Origin of the sequence: Curvibacter sp. APW13, assembly GCF_032337135.1 — a bacterium.
In the GTDB taxonomy this organism is placed as follows: domain Bacteria; phylum Pseudomonadota; class Gammaproteobacteria; order Burkholderiales; family Burkholderiaceae_C; genus Allorhodoferax.
In genome coordinates, this window is record NZ_JAVXZZ010000006.1 from 29,160 (window position 1) to 45,635 (window position 16,476).

At 59.5% G+C, this 16,476-nt stretch carries 19 protein-coding genes; 17 read left to right on the forward strand and 2 right to left on the reverse strand.

What is annotated here, in order from left to right; genetic code table 11:
* Window positions 1-51: 51 nt before the first annotated feature.
* The 13 genes from fliF (at window position 52) to fliR (ending at window position 10,915) form a co-directional block, all read left to right on the forward strand.
* Window positions 52-1,749 carry a flagellar basal-body MS-ring/collar protein FliF gene (fliF, locus tag RQP54_RS18655; RefSeq protein ID WP_315679986.1) on the forward strand — a complete coding sequence of 566 codons (1,698 nt, stop codon included), beginning with the start codon at window positions 52-54 and terminating at the stop codon, window positions 1,747-1,749.
* Between the two features lie 25 nt (window positions 1,750-1,774).
* The gene (gene fliG, locus RQP54_RS18660) at window positions 1,775-2,776 is read left to right on the forward strand and encodes a flagellar motor switch protein FliG (protein WP_315679987.1); all 1,002 of its coding nucleotides are present in this window, start codon (window positions 1,775-1,777) and stop codon (window positions 2,774-2,776) included.
* A gap of 1 nt (window position 2,777) precedes the next feature.
* On the forward strand, window positions 2,778-3,488 hold the full coding sequence (locus RQP54_RS18665) for a flagellar assembly protein FliH (protein ID WP_315679989.1): 711 nt from the start codon (window positions 2,778-2,780) through the stop codon (window positions 3,486-3,488).
* Window positions 3,475-4,890 (forward strand): flagellar protein export ATPase FliI, encoded by a 1,416-nt coding sequence (gene fliI / locus RQP54_RS18670; RefSeq protein ID WP_315679991.1) that lies wholly within the window; start codon window positions 3,475-3,477, stop codon window positions 4,888-4,890. Before RQP54_RS18665 ends, fliI begins: the two co-directional genes overlap by 14 nt.
* A 29-nt stretch (window positions 4,891-4,919) precedes the next feature.
* On the forward strand, window positions 4,920-5,384 hold the full coding sequence (fliJ, locus tag RQP54_RS18675) for a flagellar export protein FliJ (RefSeq protein ID WP_315679992.1): 465 nt from the start codon (window positions 4,920-4,922) through the stop codon (window positions 5,382-5,384).
* A gap of 125 nt (window positions 5,385-5,509) precedes the next feature.
* Window positions 5,510-6,676, forward strand: coding sequence for a flagellar hook-length control protein FliK (locus tag RQP54_RS18680; RefSeq protein WP_315679994.1), 1,167 nt, complete (start codon window positions 5,510-5,512; stop codon window positions 6,674-6,676).
* 63 nt (window positions 6,677-6,739) lie between these two features.
* Window positions 6,740-7,306, forward strand: coding sequence for a flagellar basal body-associated protein FliL (fliL, locus tag RQP54_RS18685; RefSeq protein ID WP_315679996.1), 567 nt, complete (start codon window positions 6,740-6,742; stop codon window positions 7,304-7,306).
* Window positions 7,307-7,327: 21 nt separating this feature from the next.
* Window positions 7,328-8,332: a flagellar motor switch protein FliM gene (fliM, locus tag RQP54_RS18690; protein ID WP_315679998.1), complete on the forward strand. Its 1,005-nt coding sequence runs from the start codon at window positions 7,328-7,330 to the stop codon at window positions 8,330-8,332.
* The gene (fliN, locus tag RQP54_RS18695; RefSeq protein ID WP_315680000.1) at window positions 8,322-8,768 is read left to right on the forward strand and encodes a flagellar motor switch protein FliN; all 447 of its coding nucleotides are present in this window, start codon (window positions 8,322-8,324) and stop codon (window positions 8,766-8,768) included. The genes fliM and fliN overlap by 11 nt, the downstream gene beginning before the upstream one ends.
* Window positions 8,769-8,777: 9 nt before the next feature.
* On the forward strand, window positions 8,778-9,083 hold the full coding sequence (locus RQP54_RS18700; protein WP_315680002.1) for a flagellar biosynthetic protein FliO: 306 nt from the start codon (window positions 8,778-8,780) through the stop codon (window positions 9,081-9,083).
* Between the two features lie 23 nt (window positions 9,084-9,106).
* Window positions 9,107-9,859, forward strand: a complete 753-nt coding sequence (gene fliP, locus RQP54_RS18705) for a flagellar type III secretion system pore protein FliP (protein WP_315680142.1) — start codon at window positions 9,107-9,109, stop codon at window positions 9,857-9,859.
* A 9-nt stretch (window positions 9,860-9,868) separates the two neighbouring features.
* Entirely contained in the window at window positions 9,869-10,138 is a 270-nt protein-coding gene (fliQ, locus tag RQP54_RS18710) for a flagellar biosynthesis protein FliQ (protein WP_315680004.1), read from the forward strand.
* Window positions 10,139-10,153: 15 nt separating this feature from the next.
* On the forward strand, window positions 10,154-10,915 hold the full coding sequence (gene fliR, locus RQP54_RS18715; RefSeq protein WP_315680006.1) for a flagellar biosynthetic protein FliR: 762 nt from the start codon (window positions 10,154-10,156) through the stop codon (window positions 10,913-10,915).
* Window positions 10,916-10,927: 12 nt separating this feature from the next.
* Here fliR and RQP54_RS18720 read toward each other — a convergent pair whose 3' ends face one another.
* Together RQP54_RS18720 and RQP54_RS18725 are read right to left on the reverse strand one after the other, a co-directional pair.
* Window positions 10,928-11,557, reverse strand: coding sequence for a response regulator transcription factor (locus RQP54_RS18720; RefSeq protein ID WP_315680008.1), 630 nt, complete (start codon window positions 11,555-11,557; stop codon window positions 10,928-10,930).
* Window positions 11,554-12,636 (reverse strand): ATP-binding protein, encoded by a 1,083-nt coding sequence (locus tag RQP54_RS18725; protein ID WP_315680009.1) that lies wholly within the window; start codon window positions 12,634-12,636, stop codon window positions 11,554-11,556. The genes RQP54_RS18720 and RQP54_RS18725 overlap by 4 nt, the downstream gene beginning before the upstream one ends.
* 199 nt (window positions 12,637-12,835) lie before the next feature.
* On the opposite strand from RQP54_RS18725, the gene RQP54_RS18730 reads away from it, so the two are divergent.
* From RQP54_RS18730 to RQP54_RS18745, 4 genes are read left to right on the forward strand one after another with little or no spacing between them, the layout of a single operon-like run.
* Window positions 12,836-13,279, forward strand: coding sequence for a hypothetical protein (locus tag RQP54_RS18730; RefSeq protein ID WP_315680010.1), 444 nt, complete (start codon window positions 12,836-12,838; stop codon window positions 13,277-13,279).
* Between the two features lie 32 nt (window positions 13,280-13,311).
* Window positions 13,312-13,674 (forward strand): response regulator, encoded by a 363-nt coding sequence (locus RQP54_RS18735; protein ID WP_315680011.1) that lies wholly within the window; start codon window positions 13,312-13,314, stop codon window positions 13,672-13,674.
* A 39-nt stretch (window positions 13,675-13,713) separates the two neighbouring features.
* Complete coding sequence (locus RQP54_RS18740) at window positions 13,714-15,870, forward strand: chemotaxis protein CheA (protein ID WP_315680012.1); 2,157 nt, start codon at window positions 13,714-13,716, stop codon at window positions 15,868-15,870.
* 18 nt (window positions 15,871-15,888) lie between these two features.
* The gene (locus tag RQP54_RS18745; RefSeq protein WP_315680013.1) at window positions 15,889-16,380 is read left to right on the forward strand and encodes a chemotaxis protein CheW; all 492 of its coding nucleotides are present in this window, start codon (window positions 15,889-15,891) and stop codon (window positions 16,378-16,380) included.
* Window positions 16,381-16,476 lie beyond the last annotated feature (96 nt).

The window sequence follows — 16,476 nt, forward strand, 5'->3', positions numbered from 1 at the left end:
TCGTGGCGTGGCGGAAGCAATCGGGCTTGCGCCAAGGTACTGGATTTCACAATGCAAGACGTCGCGAGCTTACCTGCACCTTCCGGAATCGGCCAACGCTTGGCTGGATTGGATCGCGGGCAACGCCTGCGCCTGGCTGTTGGCGTGGTGTTGTTCGTTGCCATTGCTGTGGCTGGCCTTGTGCTGGGACGCCAAGCCGAGTGGCGGGTTCTGTTCTCCAATTTGTCCGACAAGGATGGTGGTGCGGTCGTGGCCCAGCTCACCACCATGAACGTGCCCTACAAGTACACCGAAGGCGGTGGCGCCATTCTGGTGCCAGCAGATCGGGTGCACGATGTGCGTCTGCGGCTGGCATCGCAGGGATTGCCCCGCGGTTCGGTGGCTGGCTTTGAAATGATGGATGCCGGCCGGTTCGGCATGACCCAATTCCAGGAGCGACTGACTTTTCAGCGGGGTCTGGAAGGTGAGTTGACGCGTTCCATCCAGGCTGTGTCATCCGTCGCAAGTGCCCGGGTTCACCTGGCCCTTCCCAACCAGAATGGATTCTTCCGCGAACAGCAAAAGCCATCGGCTTCGGTACTGTTGAGCCTCCATCCGGGTCGTTCTCTGGACAAGGCCCAACTGGCCGGAATCGTGCATCTGGTGGCTTCCAGCGTACCCGAAATGAGTCCGACTGCGGTCAGCGTGCTGGATGATTCCGGCAAACTGCTTTCCTCGGCACCGGATGCTGCAGCCAGCGGCGTGGACGCCGAACAACTTCAGCAGACCCGTCAGGTGGAAGATCTGTACACCCGACGTATCCTCGAAATTCTGGAGCCGCTGGTAGGTAAGGACAACGTGAAGGCCCAGGTGACAGCCGAGTTGGACTTCTCCCAGACCGAGCAGACCACCGAGTCGCACCGCCCGAACCAGACCCCGGACAGTAGCGCAGTGCGTAGCCAGCAGATCGTGGAAAGTGGTCCAGGAACGGCGAATGCACAGCCCGCCGGTGTTCCCGGAGCGACCACCAACCAGCCACCCGCCCAGTCGACAGCTCCCATCAACGCCCAGGCACAGACGGTGGCTGCCGCTGGGCAAACACCAGGGGCTGGCGGGCTTGCCGCCGGCGCCAAGCGCGAGTCCATCACCAACTACGAGGTTGATAAGACGGTGCGTGTGGTCAAGGGGGCCTCGGGTGTCGTCAAACGCGTCAATGCGGCAGTGGTGGTCAACCACCAGTCCGTCACTGACGAGAAAGGCAAGTCAACCAAGGCGCCGCTGTCCGATGCCCAGGTCGAGAAGATGACCGCGCTTGTGCGCGAGGCCATTGGCTTCAGCAAGGACCGGGGCGACTCGGTGAACCTGGTGAACGCCGAATTCGCGGCAGTCAAGGACGAAGCTGTGGCAACCCCTCTGTGGCGTCAGCCCGAGGTACTGGAAACCGCGCGCTCCTTCGCATGGCCGCTGGGCTTGGCGGCCATGGCTGCGGTGGTGTTCTTCGGTGCAATTCGCCCGGCGCTCAAGTCTGTGGTTCAGCCCGCGGCCAGCGCAACGGCTTCCTCGGAGGGACCGGGCGCCCAATTCGCCGCGGTAGAGGCAGATTTGCCCGAGCGGCCCCAGTTGATGGCGCCGGGTAGCGCACAGGATCCGGTGCAGACTTCCGAGGCCGAACACCGTCTGGAAGAAGCGCGCAAACTTACCCGTGACAACCCGGCGGCGGTGGCCAATATCGTCAAGGCCTGGATGAACGGCGAGACGCCCGCTGCGTAGGCAATCGGCGCACAATACCAGCATCATGTCAAACGAAGACGGACTCCAAGAAGCTGCGATCCTGATGATGTCCCTGGGCGAGGCCGAGGCATCGGAGGTGTTCAAGCATTTGTCGCCCAAGGAAGTGCAGCGCCTGGGCGAAGCCATCGCCAAGACCTCCCAGCTCACCCGTGAGCGCGTGGACGATGTGATCGTCAAGTTCACCGGTGTGGCCGCCTCGCAGAGTTTGCTGGTGTCCAACTCGGGAGAGTATGTGCGGTCGGTGCTGAAACTCGCACTCGGGGACGACAAGGCCGCATTGCTGATCGATCGAATCCTGCAGGGCGGGGATGTGTCCGGCATCGAAAGCCTGAAGTGGATGGACCCGCTGGCCGTTGCTGAGCTGTTGCGCAACGAACATCCCCAGATCGTGGCCGCCATTCTTGTGCATCTGGATTACGACCAAGCCGCCGACGTGCTCAAGCACCTGACTGAGCGCCAGCGCAACGAAGTCATGTTGCGTGTGGCGACCATGGAAGGTATCCAACCTACCGCGCTGAAGGACCTCAACGAGGTTCTGTTCAAGGTACTGGCCGGTGGCGACAAGATTCGCAAGTCTTCACTGGGCGGCGTCAAGACGGCAGCCGAGATGATCAATCTGATGGGCACCGCGATTGAGGGCACCGTCATCGAATCGATCCGTGCCCACGATGCGGACCTGGCACAGAAGATCATGGACAAGATGTTCGTGTTCGACGACCTGAGCAAGCTCGACAACAAGGCCATTCAGGCGGTGCTCAAGGAGGTATCGTCCGACGTGCTGGTCGTGGCGCTGAAAGGCGCGCAGCCCGAACTCAAGGAAAAGATCCTGGGCAACATGTCCTCCCGCGCGGCCGAATCCTTGCGCGAGGATCTGGAGTCCCGTGGGCCAATGCGTTTGTCCGAGGTCGAGGCGCAGCAGAAGGAAATCCTCAAGATCGTTCGCCGCCTGGCCGACGAGGGCCAGATCGTCCTGGGCGGCGGTGGCGCAGACGACCAGATGGTGTGACATGAGCCGCGGCAAGAACTCCTTTATCCCCGGTGAAGACATCGCGCAGGTGGTGGACTGGTCGTTTGCGGCCGTTGACAGCCAATCGGACCGCTTTGCTGCCAAGCTGCGTGCCCAGGAAATGCAGGAGGCGCTGCAGAAGGAAGAGAACCTGCGACAGGTCGGCTATGCGGAAGGCTACGGAGCAGGTTACTCGGAAGGTTTTGCCAAAGGGCATGAGCAGGCTGCATTGGCGGGGCAGCAGCAGCTCGACGACTACATTGCACAGCAGGGGCAAGCTGCGGCTGAGCGCTTTTCCCGGCTGTTTGAGCAGGTTCAATTGCAATTGGCTCAGCAGGAGCAGCAAATTGCGCAGGGACTGCTGGAGATGGCTTGCGAAATTGCGCGTCAGGTGCTGCGCAAGGAACTGTCGATCAACCCCAACCTCCTGCAGCCCGTCATCAGGGAAGCTCTGGGTATGTTGGTGCTCGACAACCGCGCCGCAACGGTTCGACTGCATCCGGTCGATGCGGATGTGCTTGCCGGAACGGTTCGCGAGGATTTTGCAGGTCTGGCGCTCAATCTCGTCCCCGATGCGTCGGTGACACCGGGGGGGTGCATGGTCGAGTGTGCCGGTGCCGTGGTTGATGGGACGGTGGAAAAGCGCTGGCAGAAAGCAGTGGCCCGATTGGGACTGGAGTCGCGCTGGGAGCAGGACAATGACGTCCACTAATGCGGGTTCCGGGCGTTGGGAGCGATTCCTTCACGCAGCACGGGTGCAGGTGTCCGATGACACCACCCTGGAGAGTCGCGGCACGCTTACCCGACTGGCGGGTCTGGTCCTGGAAGCCCAGGGCTTGCGGGTTCCGGTAGGTTCGCAGTGCCAAGTGCAGGGGAATCATCAGCAGTCGCCGGTGTTGGCTGAAGTGGTGGGGTTCAGCGGCGATCGAGCGTTTCTGATGCCTGCGGGTGATGTCCATGGGCTCTCCAGTGGGGCCGCCGTAAGCGTGGCACCCGCCTATGTTCCGGTGCCATTGATTGATGAGCCGGCACGGGAGCTGCGGGTGGAGCCTCGTCGCGGGAGCCTTCGACTTCCCTTGGGAGACGGACTGCTTGGGCGCGTGGTGGATGCGCAGGGAGCGCCAATGGATCGGCAGGGGCCATTGGTCAACGTCGAATCACGACCACTGGACCGCGTCCCCATCAATGCCATGGATCGCGCTCCCATCCGCACGGCGCTCGACACCGGCGTTCGTTCCATCAACGCCTTGTTGACCGTCGGCCGCGGACAGCGGCTCGGCTTGTTCGCCGGATCGGGGGTGGGCAAGAGCGTTCTGTTGGGCATGATGGCTCGCTACACGCAGGCCGATGTCATTGTGGTTGGCCTGATTGGCGAGCGGGGCCGTGAAGTCAAGGAGTTCATTGAGGACATCCTGGGCGAGGAAGGCCGTGCACGATCGGTGGTCGTTGCGGCGCCCGCCGATGCGCCTCCCCTGCTGCGCATGCAGGGCGCGTCCTATGCCACTGGCGTCGCCGAATACTTCCGTGATCAGGGTAAGCATGTCCTTCTCTTAATGGATTCGTTGACACGCTACGCCATGGCACAGCGTGAAATTGCACTCGCGATTGGTGAACCTCCGGCCACCAAGGGATATCCACCCTCCTGTTTTGCGCGGCTGCCCCAATTGGTCGAGCGCAGCGGAAATGGCCTGCACGGAGTGGGGTCGATCACCGCGTTCTACACGGTCTTGACGGAAGGGGACGATCAGCAGGATCCGATTGCCGATGCCGCGCGGGCGATTCTGGACGGTCACATTGTGTTGTCTCGCCAATTGGCTGAAACCGGCCATTACCCGGCCATTGATGTGGAGCAGTCTGCCTCGCGGGTGATGCATAACGTCGTGCCACGTGAGCAATTCGAATTGGCAAGACGGTTTAAGGCTGTTTATTCGCGCTATCAGCGAGGCAAGGATTTGATACAAATTGGCGCATATGCACCGGGTTCCGACAGGGGGCTGGACGAGGCCATCGCTTTGAACGACTCCATGGTCGAGTTCCTGCAGCAAGACATGCTGGAGGCGGTCCCGATGGAGGGCGCGGTCAGCGGTCTGCAGGCAGTGCTTAGGGCGAATTAGCAACAAAGGAGCGCTTGGCGCGAAAGTTCATGTCGGCGATTCGTAGCATTGAGCTGGCGATCGATCTTGCGCTGCGGCGCAGGGACGAGTCTGTTCAGCATCTGGCGCATGCACAGCAGAACCAGGGGCATGCTATCAATCAGCTGCAGCAGCTCAAGGACTATGTGCTGGAGACGGACCAGCGTTTGCTGCGTCAAGGCAGTGTGCAGGTGTCATTGGAAGTCTTGCGACACCATTACCAATTCATGGCAAGGCTCCAGGAGGCAATTCAAATGCAGACAGAAGTGGTTGGAGGACTGGAGCGGCGGGTGAATTTTGCCCGTGCCGAACTGGCAAAGGCGGAGTCCGCCGTGATGGGGCTGCGCACGGTGCTGAAGAAGCGACTGGATGAGCGCAATCAACTGGCCCAGCGCAGGGAGCAGAGTTTGATGGATGAGCTGGCAGCTCAGCAGCATCTGCGCCGCGTGCCGGCATTTGCATCAGGAGAGCATTGATGGCTATTGAACAAAGCAAGCCCGCGACGACTCCCGCTGCGCGCGCAAATGGGACCCCAAAGACATCAGGGAAATTGCCCGGGGCTGGGGCGGGGCTGCCCGCCCAAGGCCTGGATTTTGCGAGCATGATGGCCTGCGCAGAAGGGGCCGAAGCGCAGACAGAAAACGCCGCCGCCCCATTGGTGGCTGGCCCGGGCCCCACTTCGGCTCCAGGCAAGGTGGGGGACAGCCATCGCAGAAGCGCCCAGGTGCGTGACGGCACTCCCGGCAAGCAGAGTTCGGCCAGTGCCCAGGGCCCATCGGACGAATCCGGCCTGTCCGACGGCACAAATGTGCCGTCGATGCAGTCGGTTGAACTGCCCGTCCCAGGGTTGGACACGACGGTGGCGAGTACTGTCGCCGCATTGCCAGTGGTAGATCCCGCTTCTGTTCAGGCCGCAACACAAGGCGGTGGTGCCGAAGTCTCTGCAAACCTGTCGGTGCGCGTCAGTGGAACAGGAAGCCGAGGGCTGTCCAGCACCCAGCAACTCCAGCAGTCCTTGGGTTTGGGGGGGAAATTCAAGCAGCAAGCGCAGGGGCAGGCCGGTCCCGCCAGTAGCGAAGCGGACGCGGTAGGCATCGTTAGTCAGAATTCCGCCTCCCGCAACGACGCAGGTCATGACATTTTTGCCCGAATGGGGCACGCGGTGGGTGCTGAGGTTGCGCGGCCGACGACCGCCATGGAACTGGTGGGCTCCATCCTTTCAAAATCGCACACTCCCTCGGAGTCTCGTGATGCCGATTCCAATCAACGCCCAGGTCTCCTGGGCACCATGGAGTCGGTCTCGCCGCATCTGCCTGAGTCGACGGACGCCCTGGGTGGTGGCTTGGGTGCTGATGAAGTGATATCCGAGCCCGTCAAATTCTGGCTTGGTACGGAGCAAACGCAGCAGGCCGACATGACCGTCGATGATGTGGGGGGTGGTCCTGTGGACGTCACGATACGCTTGCATGGCAAAGAGGCGCACGTGCAGTTCCGCGCGGACGAAGCGCAGGCACGTGACGCCTTGCAAGCGGCCAGTGGCCAATTGAAGGACCTGCTTGGGCAGGAGGGATTGACGCTGAGCGGTCTTTCCGTAGGTACTTCGGGACAGGGTCAGGCTTTCGGGCAAGCAGGGCAGCGCGACAATCAGGGTAAAGGTGGCGCCTCTAAAGTGGGACGTGTGGCCGTGGCCCTTAACGAAGATGTCAGTCTGGCCGGTCAGCTGCCAGCCCGTACAAGCAATGGACGTGGTGTGGATTTGTACGTGTGAGACCAGTGAAGCTGGGTCACAATGTGCAGTCATGGTGTGCAATGAATAGAAAAGGAATGCGCTGTGTCCGCTAAACCAGAAGCAAGCGAAGAGGGTGCTGCTCCGGCCAAGAGCAAGAAGATGCTCATCATCATCGTGGCTGCCGTACTGGTGGTCGCGCTAGGTGGTGGTGGGGTGTTCTTCATGATGAAGAAGAAAGCCGCAGCCGATGACGAGGAGGGGGCGGACGCCGCACCCGCCAAGACAGCCGCTCACGACAAGCACAAGCTGCCCCCTGTGTACCTACCCATGGACAACATGGTGGTGAATCTGGCCAATCCGGGCGGGGAACGTGTCGCGCAGGTTGGCGTCACACTGGAAGTTGTCGATGCCGAAGCGTCCACCCAGGTCAAAGCCTATATGCCGACCATCCGCAGTGGCGTGTTGATGCTCATTTCCAAGCACACCGCAGAAGAGCTGTTGACTGCGGAAGGAAAGGAGAAATTGGCTCAGGACATTCTTCGCGAGACTTCACTCCCCTTTGGTGGGGGAGAAGAGGATGAAGCTCCGGCCAAGGGTTCGAAGAAGAAAAAGGTCGTAGTGCAGTACCCCGTCATCGGTGTGCACTTTTCGTCCTTCATCGTGCAGTAGGCTCCAACTGTCCCACAGGCCATGAGCGAGTCATTCCTTTCCCAAGAAGAAGTAGATGCCCTGCTGGAGGGGGTCACGGGTGAAAGCCAGAAGTCCGTCGAAGAGACGGCCGACAGCGGTGAGATCCGTCCCTACAACATTTCGAGCCAGGAGAGGATCGTGCGTGGGCGTATGCCCACGATGGAAATCGTCAACGAACGATTCGCCCGCAACCTGCGCGTTGGCCTGTTCAATTTCATTCGCCGCAGTCCGGAGATTTCCGTGGGGTCTGTCTCAGTGCAGCGCTACAGTGCGTTCCTGCGCGAATTGGCGGTACCGACCAATTTCAACATCGTGGCCATTCGCCCCCTGCGCGGAAGCGGCATGGTGGTGTGCGAGCCGACATTGGTGTTTGGTGTCATCGATACCCTGTACGGGGGATCGGGAAAGTACCAGACCCGCATTGAAGGGCGTGACTTTTCAGCCACCGAGCAGCGCGTGATCAATCGCCTGGTGGACGTGATCGTGGCGGAGTACAAGAAGGCTTGGAAAGGCATTTATCCGCTGGAGCTGGATTACCAGCGCTCGGAGATGCAGCCTCAGTTCGCGAACATTGCAACACCGAGCGAAATCGTGATTTCCACTTCGTTTCAGTTGGAAATTGGAGATATTTCCGGGGCCATCCATTTTTGTTTCCCCTATTCGACACTGGAGCCCATTCGAGACGTTCTTTACTCATCCACGCAGGGCGACTCGATCGAGGTCGACCGTCGGTGGGTGAATGTGCTGACGCGGGAAATACAGGCGGCAGAGGTGACGTTGGTGGCAGAGCTTGCGAAGGCGGATGCGACGGTGGAGCAGTTGATGCTCATGAAGGTCGGCGATTTCATCGAACTGGAAAAACCCCAGTCGATACAGGCCACCATCGATGGTGTCCCAATTTTTGAATGTCATTACGGTACCCATAATGCAAAGTACGCCATTCGGATCGACAAGGCCTTGCGGGGCAATGACCAAAACTGGCTAGGAGAGCGAAATGTCATCTGAAGATAAACCCGACGAGTCTGCAGCAGACGACGGCATGGCAGACTGGGCTGAAGCTCTGATGGAGCAGAAAAGTGCAGAAGGGCCCGCTGAAGATGCCTCTGGCGGCGTGCTGTCCGGGGGGGATGCGCCCCGTCCGTTTGCCCAGGCGACAGGTGGTGGCGACGGGCATTCCAATGACATCAACATGGTGCTGGATATTCCTGTCCAACTCTCGGTGGAATTGGGGCGGACCAAGGTGCCGATCAAGCACATACTCCAGTTAGGACAAGGTTCCGTGGTCGAGCTGGATGCGTTGGCTGGCGAGCCCATGGATGTGTTGGTGAATGGCTATCTCATCGCTCAGGGCGAGGTGGTGGTTGTCAATGACAAGTTTGGCATCCGCCTGACGGATGTGGTCACGCCTTCGGAGCGTTTGCGCCGCGTCAGCAAGAGCTAATATCGGGGCATGACCGATTCCCTGATCCTGCTTGTATTGTTTGTGGTCGCCATTGCATCCCTGCCTTGGGGTGTGCGACGGCTTCAGGCGCGGTTTGGTGTACCAGCTCCGTTGGCCGGCGGGCGGGTGGTGTCTGCTCTGGCAGTAGGGCCTCAGCAGCGCATTGTGACGGTTCAGGTCAATTGCGGTTCGCAGGAGCTGACGATGGTGCTGGGCGTGACGAGTGCTTCGGTCACGTGCTTGCACAAATGGGGCGGAGGTGCCCCATTGCAGACATCGACCGACGCTCCAATGGAAAGTGGGGGCGGGAAGTGAACAAAACATCCGTAAGCCGACGGATGTTCCGTGCAGCCTCGTATTTTTCGGGCGCGTCGGTGCTTGCCTTGTCGTTTGGAGGTGAAGCCTTTGCGCAGGCAACGGGTCAGCTGCCGTTGCTGGTCGGGAACGGCCCCTCGGGAACCAGTTTTTCGGTACCTATCCAGACACTGCTGTTCTTCACGGCGCTGTCGTTTCTGCCCGCCGTGTTGCTGATGATGACGGGGTTCACCCGAATTGTTATCGTGTTGTCATTGCTGCGACAGGCCTTGGGCACCCAGTCTTCCCCCCCCAATCAGGTGATCGTAGGTCTGTCCTTGTTCCTGACGTTTTTCGTCATGGGTCCCACTTTGGACAAGGTGTATGCCGAAGCGTATGTTCCCTACAGTAACGGAACCATCGCCTTTGAACAGGCTTTGGCCAATGCGGAGGCGCCCATGCGCAGCTTCATGGCAAAGCAAACGCGTCAGACGGATTTTTCCCTGTTTGCGAAACTGGCCAAGCTGGACAACAAGACCACGATCGAGAATGCGCCGTTCCGGGTTCTCGTGCCAGCTTTCGTCATCAGTGAATTGAAGTCAGCCTTCCAGATCGGGTTCATGATCTTCATCCCTTTTTTGGTTATTGACATCGTGGTTGCAAGCATTCTGATGTCTCTGGGCATGATGATGTTGTCTCCGGTGCTGGTGGCATTGCCATTCAAGCTGATGCTTTTTGTCTTGGCTGACGGCTGGAACCTGTTGATCGGGTCGCTGGCTGCAAGTTTTGTGACCTGAGCGCGACCGATGAACGCACAGTTGGTTTTGACCCTGGGACAAGAGGCGCTGTTGATGCTGCTGATGGTGTCTGCACCCGTATTGGGTGTCGCGCTGGTGGTTGGGCTGTTGGTCAGCTTGTTTCAGGCGGTCACGCAGATCCATGAGGCAACATTGGCTTTCGTTCCCAAGTTGGTGGCCGTCATTGCGGTGTTTGCCATCGCTGGGCCATGGATGCTGACTGTGTTGGTGGAGTACCTCAAGCGCACGATTGAGGCCATTCCCAGCATGGTGGCGTGAACACGAAAACCACCCATGATCGGATTCGATGAAGGCCAGTTGGTTCAGTGGCTTTCTCCGCTCCTGTGGCCATTCTTGCGGATACTGGCGGTCTTTTCTGTGGCCCCGATGTTTTCCTCGCGTGCCTTTCCCATGCGCGCCAAGGTGGCGTTCGCTTTTTTGATCGCTCTGGCAGCGCAAGCGGGCTTGCCACCCGGCATGGCGATCAGTGTCAATGACCCAAGAGCGACGGGCGTAGCCGCACAGCAAGTCATGGTGGGCTTGTCGATCGGATTCGCAGTTCGGCTGATATTCGCCTGCATGGAACTGGCCGGAGAAGTGATTGGCTTCCAGATGGGGTTGAACTTCGCAGCCTTCTTCGATCCAGCGATGGGTTCCCAGTCCAGCGCCATGGGGCGGTTTTTTGGGCAAATTTCCCTGCTTCTTTTTGTCGCTACCAATGCGCATCTATTGGTTATTGGGGCGTTGATGCGCAGTTTTGAGGTGTTTCCCGTGGGAGATCCACTTCTGGCCACGTTGGCCCGTATGCCTTTGCATCAGTTTGGTGCCGAACTGTTTGCGACTGGGTTTTGGATTGCGCTGCCCGTAGTGGGAATGTTGCTGTTTACCAATCTGGCATTAGGAATCGTGTCACGCGTGGCGCCCCAAATGAACATCTTCGCCATTGGCTTTCCCATCACGCTGGTGGTCGGCATGATTGGTGTGGCACTGACCCTTCCGATGCTCGATCAACCGTTCCAGGCCTTGCTCGGCAAAGTGATCGAACGCTTCTTCTGACTGATTTGTACGTCAGATCAGGTTGTTTCTGTTGGCGTAGACGGCCAACTCCGCGTTGCTCGAGAGTTTTAGTTTCTCGAGCAATCGGGCGCGGTAGACACTGACCGTCTTGGGGCTAAGCATCAAGTCGTCAGCGATCTCGGAAAGCTTCTTTCCGCTTGCAATCTTCAGCAGGGTTTGCATCTCCCGTTCGGAAAGCTGTTCGTGGGGTGCCTGGTCTACCGGCTGGGCAAGACTGTTGACCAGCATGTCGGAGACCTCTGGTGTCAGGAATTTACGACCTGCTCCCAACGTGCGAACCGCTTGGACGATCTGGGTCGGATCGCCGGCCTTGTTGAGGTAACCGTGCGCACCTGCGCGTAGGCATCGCAAGGCGTATTGGTCGGCTTCGTACATTGACACGATCAGCACCCGGACATGGGGGTACGCTTCCCGCACGGTCTCCAATACCTCCAGCCCACTGCGTCCTGGCAGGTTCAGGTCCAGGATGAGTACGTCGCAAGCCGCGTTGCGCAACAAGGCTTTTACCTCGGCGTAATTGGAAGCCTCACCGCACACCTGCACATCAACGGCTTCGGAGAGTGTCTCCCGAATGCCGCGGCGGATCATCGCATGGTCATCGCAAAGCAATACCCGGATCATGGCGCGTTCTCCTGGTCGGGAGCGTTGGCGCTACCCAGGGGTATGGAAAGTGTGATGGAGGTCCCCTGCCCGGGGGCAGAGCTGACGTCAAGCCATCCCTCGACACTCTGCGCACGTTCATGCAGGCCTCGCAGGCCGAATGACTGTGCTTTCTGGGTGGCATGGCGTTCCATGCCTTGCCCGTTGTCTGTCACTTCCACAGTCAGTACGCCCTCATCGCTGGAGACGTCAATCGTAACGCGCGTGCATTGTGCGTGCTTGGCAACGTTCGTCAGCGATTCTTGGGTTGTTCGAAAGGCAACCAGCATGGTGTTCGATGGCAAGGGGGCCAACGGCTCCCGTATTCGCAGAGATACGGGCAGGTCATTGCGTCGAGAGAAGTCATTGGCCAGCCACCGTATGGCCGGAGCCAGACCTTCGTCGAGCACGGAGGGCCGCAGGTTGAGCATGAGGCGGCGGCAGGCATCCATCGCAGACTGGATACTGGCGAGTGCGGATTCGGTGTGCGAACGGTTCTGCTCGGATTCCGACCGCCGCTGCAACCATGCGACGTCGAGTTTGGCGGCCGTCAGTGCCGCGCCGATGTCATCGTGGACCTCGCGGGCGATGGAGAGCCTCTCATGCTCAATCACCTCCTGAAGGTGTGCCGTCAGGCGGGCCAAGTGCTGCTGGGACTCAGCCAACGCTCGGTCGGCCCGTTCCTTGGCACGTTGATGTGCAGCAAATTCCACTGCACGCTGCACTACATGGGGCAACCGCTGCAGATCGGATTTGCTCAGGTAGTCAGCGAAGCCCTGCTGGATGGCCTGTACTGCAGCCGCTTCGCCAATGGCTCCTGAAAGCAGGACGAAAGGGGGGCGTTCACGGTCGCTCGGGAATCGAGACCAGGCGTCAAGGGCGGTGAAGCCGGGAAGCTGGTAGTCGGCCAGCACCAGGTCGACGTCGACCTCTCCAGTGGCGGCCTCAAAGGCCTCCAGTGAATCCACCTGCCGAAGGTCCCAGGAGAGCCCTGCGCGACGCAATGCGCCCAGCGTGAGTGCGTGGTCCAGGGGGGAGTCTTCAAGGTGCAGGATTTTCATAGGGTTATCAATGATTCGATGCCGGAGATCACAGGCTATCATCGCTCGGACACTCGGGAACGCGGGGGAATGCTCCGGTTTTTCCACCCAGATTCAAAAAGAAGCGCATGAACGACATTTTCCTGCTACTCTGCGCCCATTGGCGAAATGGGTGTGTCTTCCTGCCTTCGGTGTGTTGTTGGATTTGAGGATGGTGGCTATGCAGTCTTCGATGGGTTCCGATGCTCCTTCTTCCGTGCAACTGCCCGTGATGCTGGTGGCAGATGTGCAGGATTCGCTCTTGGTTGTGGTGCATGATCTGTCGCGTTTGGATGGGTTGCTTGCCCACACCATGGAGAATCTGATGGAGCGGTTTACCAGCGCGAGTGCCAGTTTGGCTGACCCTGCACTTCAGGCGTCGCCCGAATTGGATCTGGTGCGGAGCACCCTGCGTGCTGCTGTAACTGAGTTGCAGTTCCAGGACATGGCCTCCCAGCTGATCACCCATACTTCCAAGATCCTCCAGGGATGTGCTTACCGTCTTGCCTCCGAATCCATGGGGATGGAGGATGGTGAGGCGGTTCCTTTTGTGGAAGAAGTGCCGGATCGCCCCAATCCAGTGACCCAGGACGAAATGGATGCCGGGTCCATCGAGTTGTTCTAGATTTTTGTGGTGTTTTTGTCGGAGTTTGTTTTATGCCCACGATTCTTGCTGTAGATGATTCTCCCTCGATGCGGAAGATGGTGTCGTTCACGCTCACTGGGGCGGGGTACCAGGTGGTAGAGGCGGTCGACGGGCAGGATGCCTTTGAGAAGGCCCAGGCACAGACGTTCGATCTGGTCCTGACAGACCAGAACATGCCGCGTTTGGATGGCTTGGGCTTGACGCGCAAGCTGCGCGATCATCCGCAGTTCAAAACCACGCCAATCCTGATGTTGACGACGGAATCCAGTGATCTCATGAAGCAGGCGGGCAGGGCAGCGGGAGCGACTGGGTGGCTAGTCAAGCCCTTTGATCCTGCGAAACTGCTTGACGTCATCAAGAAAGTGATTCGCTAAGGCGGTCGACTCGCACACACCACATCAACGGAGTTCCACATGTCAGAACTGCATCATGAAGGCGGCGCGGCTGGCGGAGATTTTGACCTCAGCCAGTTCTATCAGATCTTTTTCGAGGAAGCAGGAGAGAACCTCGACCAGATGGAGCAAATTCTGCTCAGTCTGAACCTGGAGACCGCGGACGACGAGGAGCTCAACGGCGTGTTCCGTTGTGCACACTCGGTCAAGGGCGGTGCTGCCACCTTTGGATTCTCTGATGTGGCCGAACTCACGCACCACATGGAGTCGTTGCTGGACAAGCTTCGGCGCCATGAGCTCCAGGCGACTCCCGAAATGGTGGATGTTCTGTTGGAGTCCGCCGATATTTCGCGCAGCCTGTTGGCACGCCACCAGGCTGGTGGTGCTGGTGAGGGACCTCCCACTGCCGATCTGGTTCGCCGCATCAGTCTGCTGGCGTCCGGCCAAGGGGCTGGGGCCGCACCGAGCGCGGCTCCGGCGGCAGCGACACCAGCACCCAAGCCTGAGAGTGCGTCTGCGCCCGCGCCCGCACCTGCGGCATCACCCATGCCTGCGGGGATGCGTAAGCTGTCAATTCGCGTCGGCCCCCTGGAGCGGCCGCAGCAGGCCGATGCCATACCTGAGCTCTTCAGGGATATTCCTGGATTGGGTGAAATCTCCGCGAATACTGCGACGGAACCCAATATGCGGGCATTCTCGGTCAGTACGAAGTCGACCGACGACGAGCTCTTGGACCTGTTTGCGTTTCACGTTTCGCGTGAGTTCATCAAGATCGAGCAAGAGCCTGCAGCCGCAGCTTCTGCGCCAGCAGAGGCCGCGGGCAGTGCTTCGGGTGCTGCGGCCGAGGGCTACGGCTTCTTCGAGGGTTCGCCTGGTGCACCTGGGGCGGAGGCTCCCGGTGGGGCATCGGCGACTGCTATGGTTGCTAAGGCTGCTAGCGCCGCCGAAACAGCTGGAAAGCCAGCCGCAGCCGCCGCTTCTAAGCCTGGCGCAGTGCCCCACGCGGCCCAGCCGGAGGCTGCGACGATCCGAGTGGCCATCAGCAAGGTGGACCAGCTGATCAACCTGGTTGGAGAGCTGGTGATCACCCAGGCCATGTTGGCGCAGAACAGTCGCACGCTGGATCCGGCTGTTTATCAGCAACTGCTCAGTGGCTTGGCCGATCTGGATCGCAATACACGGGATCTGCAGGAATCCGTCATGTCGATCCGCATGATTCCAATGTCCATCGTTTTCAGCCGATTTCCGCGGATGCTGCGCGATCTGGCGAGCAAACTGGGGAAGAAGGTGGACTTCGTAACCCAGGGTGAGGCGACCGAATTGGACAAGGGATTGGTGGAAAAAATCACCGATCCCCTTACCCATCTGGTACGCAACAGTTGCGACCATGGCATTGAAATGCCTGCCGATCGTGTCGCAGCAGGGAAGCCGGAGACTGGCACCATCACCTTGTCGGCGTCCCACCAGGGCGGCTCCATTGTCATCGAGGTGCGTGACGATGGCCGGGGCATGTCTCGGGAGAAAATCCTCAAGAAAGCCCGGGAGCGTGGGCTTGATGTGTCCGATTCGATGTCCGATCAGGACGTATGGCAGCTCATCTTTGCCCCCGGCTTTTCTACCGCGGAAGTGGTTACCGACGTGTCCGGGCGCGGCGTAGGGATGGATGTCGTCAAGAAGAACATCGCAGCGCTCAACGGGACCGTGGAAATCGACTCTGCAGAGGGTTATGGCATGCGTGTTTCGGTGCGCTTGCCGCTGACCTTGGCGATCATGGATGGCATGTCCGTCGGAGTCGGAGACGAGGTCTACATTCTGCCCCTCTCGTCCGTGGTCGAGTCTTTCCAGGTCAAGGCCGACGCGGTCAGCACGGTGGGTCAGGGGTCGCAACTGGTCAAGGTGCGTGATGAGTACATGCCAGTGATCGAGTTGGAGAAGGTGTTTCAGGTGCCCCGCTTTGAGCTGGGCAAGACCAGCGACATCATGGTCGTGGTCGAAGCTGATGGCAGCCGCGTGGTCTTGCTTGTGGATGAACTGCTCGGTCAGCAACAGGTGGTGGTCAAGAACCTCGAAACCAACTATCGCAAGGTGCCCAACGTATCGGGGGCCACGATCTTGGGCGATGGCAAAGTCGCGCTCATTTTGGATACTGGCGCTTTGGTGCGTCGCTCGCGCCACTAACTTTTCGGGAGATCGAGCATGGCTACAGGTGAAACCAGCGACAGTGTTGCAACCACAGGGGTTGCACGTGAATACCTGACCTTCCGGCTTGACCAGGAAGAGTATGGGATTGACATTCTCAAGGTGCAGGAAATTAGGGGCTACGAGCCGCCCACACGCGTGGCCAATGCGCCTAGTTTCATCAAGGGCGTGGTCAACTTGCGCGGCACGATTGTTCCCATCGTGGATATGCGGCTCAAGTTCAACTGCGCCAAGGCGGAATACAACACCTTCACGGTGGTGATCATCCTGAACCTGCGCTCGCGCATTGTGGGCATCGTCGTCGACTCCGTCAGTGACGTGATGGAATTGCCGCCGGAAAGTTTCCGTACGGCACCTGATGTCGACAGCGTCATCGATAGCGGCGCAGTGCTGGGCTTGGGGTCCGTGGGTGAACGCATGCTCATCCTGTTGGACATTGAGCGATTGATGGCTGCGCCCGATATGGGCTTGGCAAGTGACATGGAGTGATCGAAATAGCCAGCACGTTCAATCGCTGGGGTAATGGCTTTCCGAAGGAGGCTGTAGTCGGGCACGGCGTGGGCGAAGTCCTTCAAAGGTAATAGA

What these genes read in the sequence shown, in the direction of transcription:
- fliF (WP_315679986.1), top strand. Translation starts at nt 52, where the DNA reads ATGCAAGACGTCGCGAGCTTACCTGCACCTTCCGGAATCGGCCAACGC.
- fliG (WP_315679987.1), top strand. Translation starts at nt 1,775, where the DNA reads ATGTCAAACGAAGACGGACTCCAAGAAGCTGCGATCCTGATGATGTCC.
- RQP54_RS18665 (WP_315679989.1), top strand. Translation starts at nt 2,778, where the DNA reads ATGAGCCGCGGCAAGAACTCCTTTATCCCCGGTGAAGACATCGCGCAG.
- fliI (WP_315679991.1), top strand. Translation starts at nt 3,475, where the DNA reads ATGACGTCCACTAATGCGGGTTCCGGGCGTTGGGAGCGATTCCTTCAC.
- fliJ (WP_315679992.1), top strand. Translation starts at nt 4,920, where the DNA reads ATGTCGGCGATTCGTAGCATTGAGCTGGCGATCGATCTTGCGCTGCGG.
- RQP54_RS18680 (WP_315679994.1), top strand. Translation starts at nt 5,510, where the DNA reads ATGATGGCCTGCGCAGAAGGGGCCGAAGCGCAGACAGAAAACGCCGCC.
- fliM (WP_315679998.1), top strand. Translation starts at nt 7,328, where the DNA reads ATGAGCGAGTCATTCCTTTCCCAAGAAGAAGTAGATGCCCTGCTGGAG.
- fliN (WP_315680000.1), top strand. Translation starts at nt 8,322, where the DNA reads ATGTCATCTGAAGATAAACCCGACGAGTCTGCAGCAGACGACGGCATG.
- RQP54_RS18700 (WP_315680002.1), top strand. Translation starts at nt 8,778, where the DNA reads ATGACCGATTCCCTGATCCTGCTTGTATTGTTTGTGGTCGCCATTGCA.
- fliP (WP_315680142.1), top strand. Translation starts at nt 9,107, where the DNA reads ATGTTCCGTGCAGCCTCGTATTTTTCGGGCGCGTCGGTGCTTGCCTTG.
- fliQ (WP_315680004.1), top strand. Translation starts at nt 9,869, where the DNA reads ATGAACGCACAGTTGGTTTTGACCCTGGGACAAGAGGCGCTGTTGATG.
- fliR (WP_315680006.1), top strand. Translation starts at nt 10,154, where the DNA reads ATGATCGGATTCGATGAAGGCCAGTTGGTTCAGTGGCTTTCTCCGCTC.
- RQP54_RS18720 (WP_315680008.1), bottom strand. Translation starts at nt 11,557, where the DNA reads ATGATCCGGGTATTGCTTTGCGATGACCATGCGATGATCCGCCGCGGC.
- RQP54_RS18725 (WP_315680009.1), bottom strand. Translation starts at nt 12,636, where the DNA reads ATGAAAATCCTGCACCTTGAAGACTCCCCCCTGGACCACGCACTCACG.
- RQP54_RS18730 (WP_315680010.1), top strand. Translation starts at nt 12,836, where the DNA reads ATGCAGTCTTCGATGGGTTCCGATGCTCCTTCTTCCGTGCAACTGCCC.
- RQP54_RS18735 (WP_315680011.1), top strand. Translation starts at nt 13,312, where the DNA reads ATGCCCACGATTCTTGCTGTAGATGATTCTCCCTCGATGCGGAAGATG.
- RQP54_RS18740 (WP_315680012.1), top strand. Translation starts at nt 13,714, where the DNA reads ATGTCAGAACTGCATCATGAAGGCGGCGCGGCTGGCGGAGATTTTGAC.
- RQP54_RS18745 (WP_315680013.1), top strand. Translation starts at nt 15,889, where the DNA reads ATGGCTACAGGTGAAACCAGCGACAGTGTTGCAACCACAGGGGTTGCA.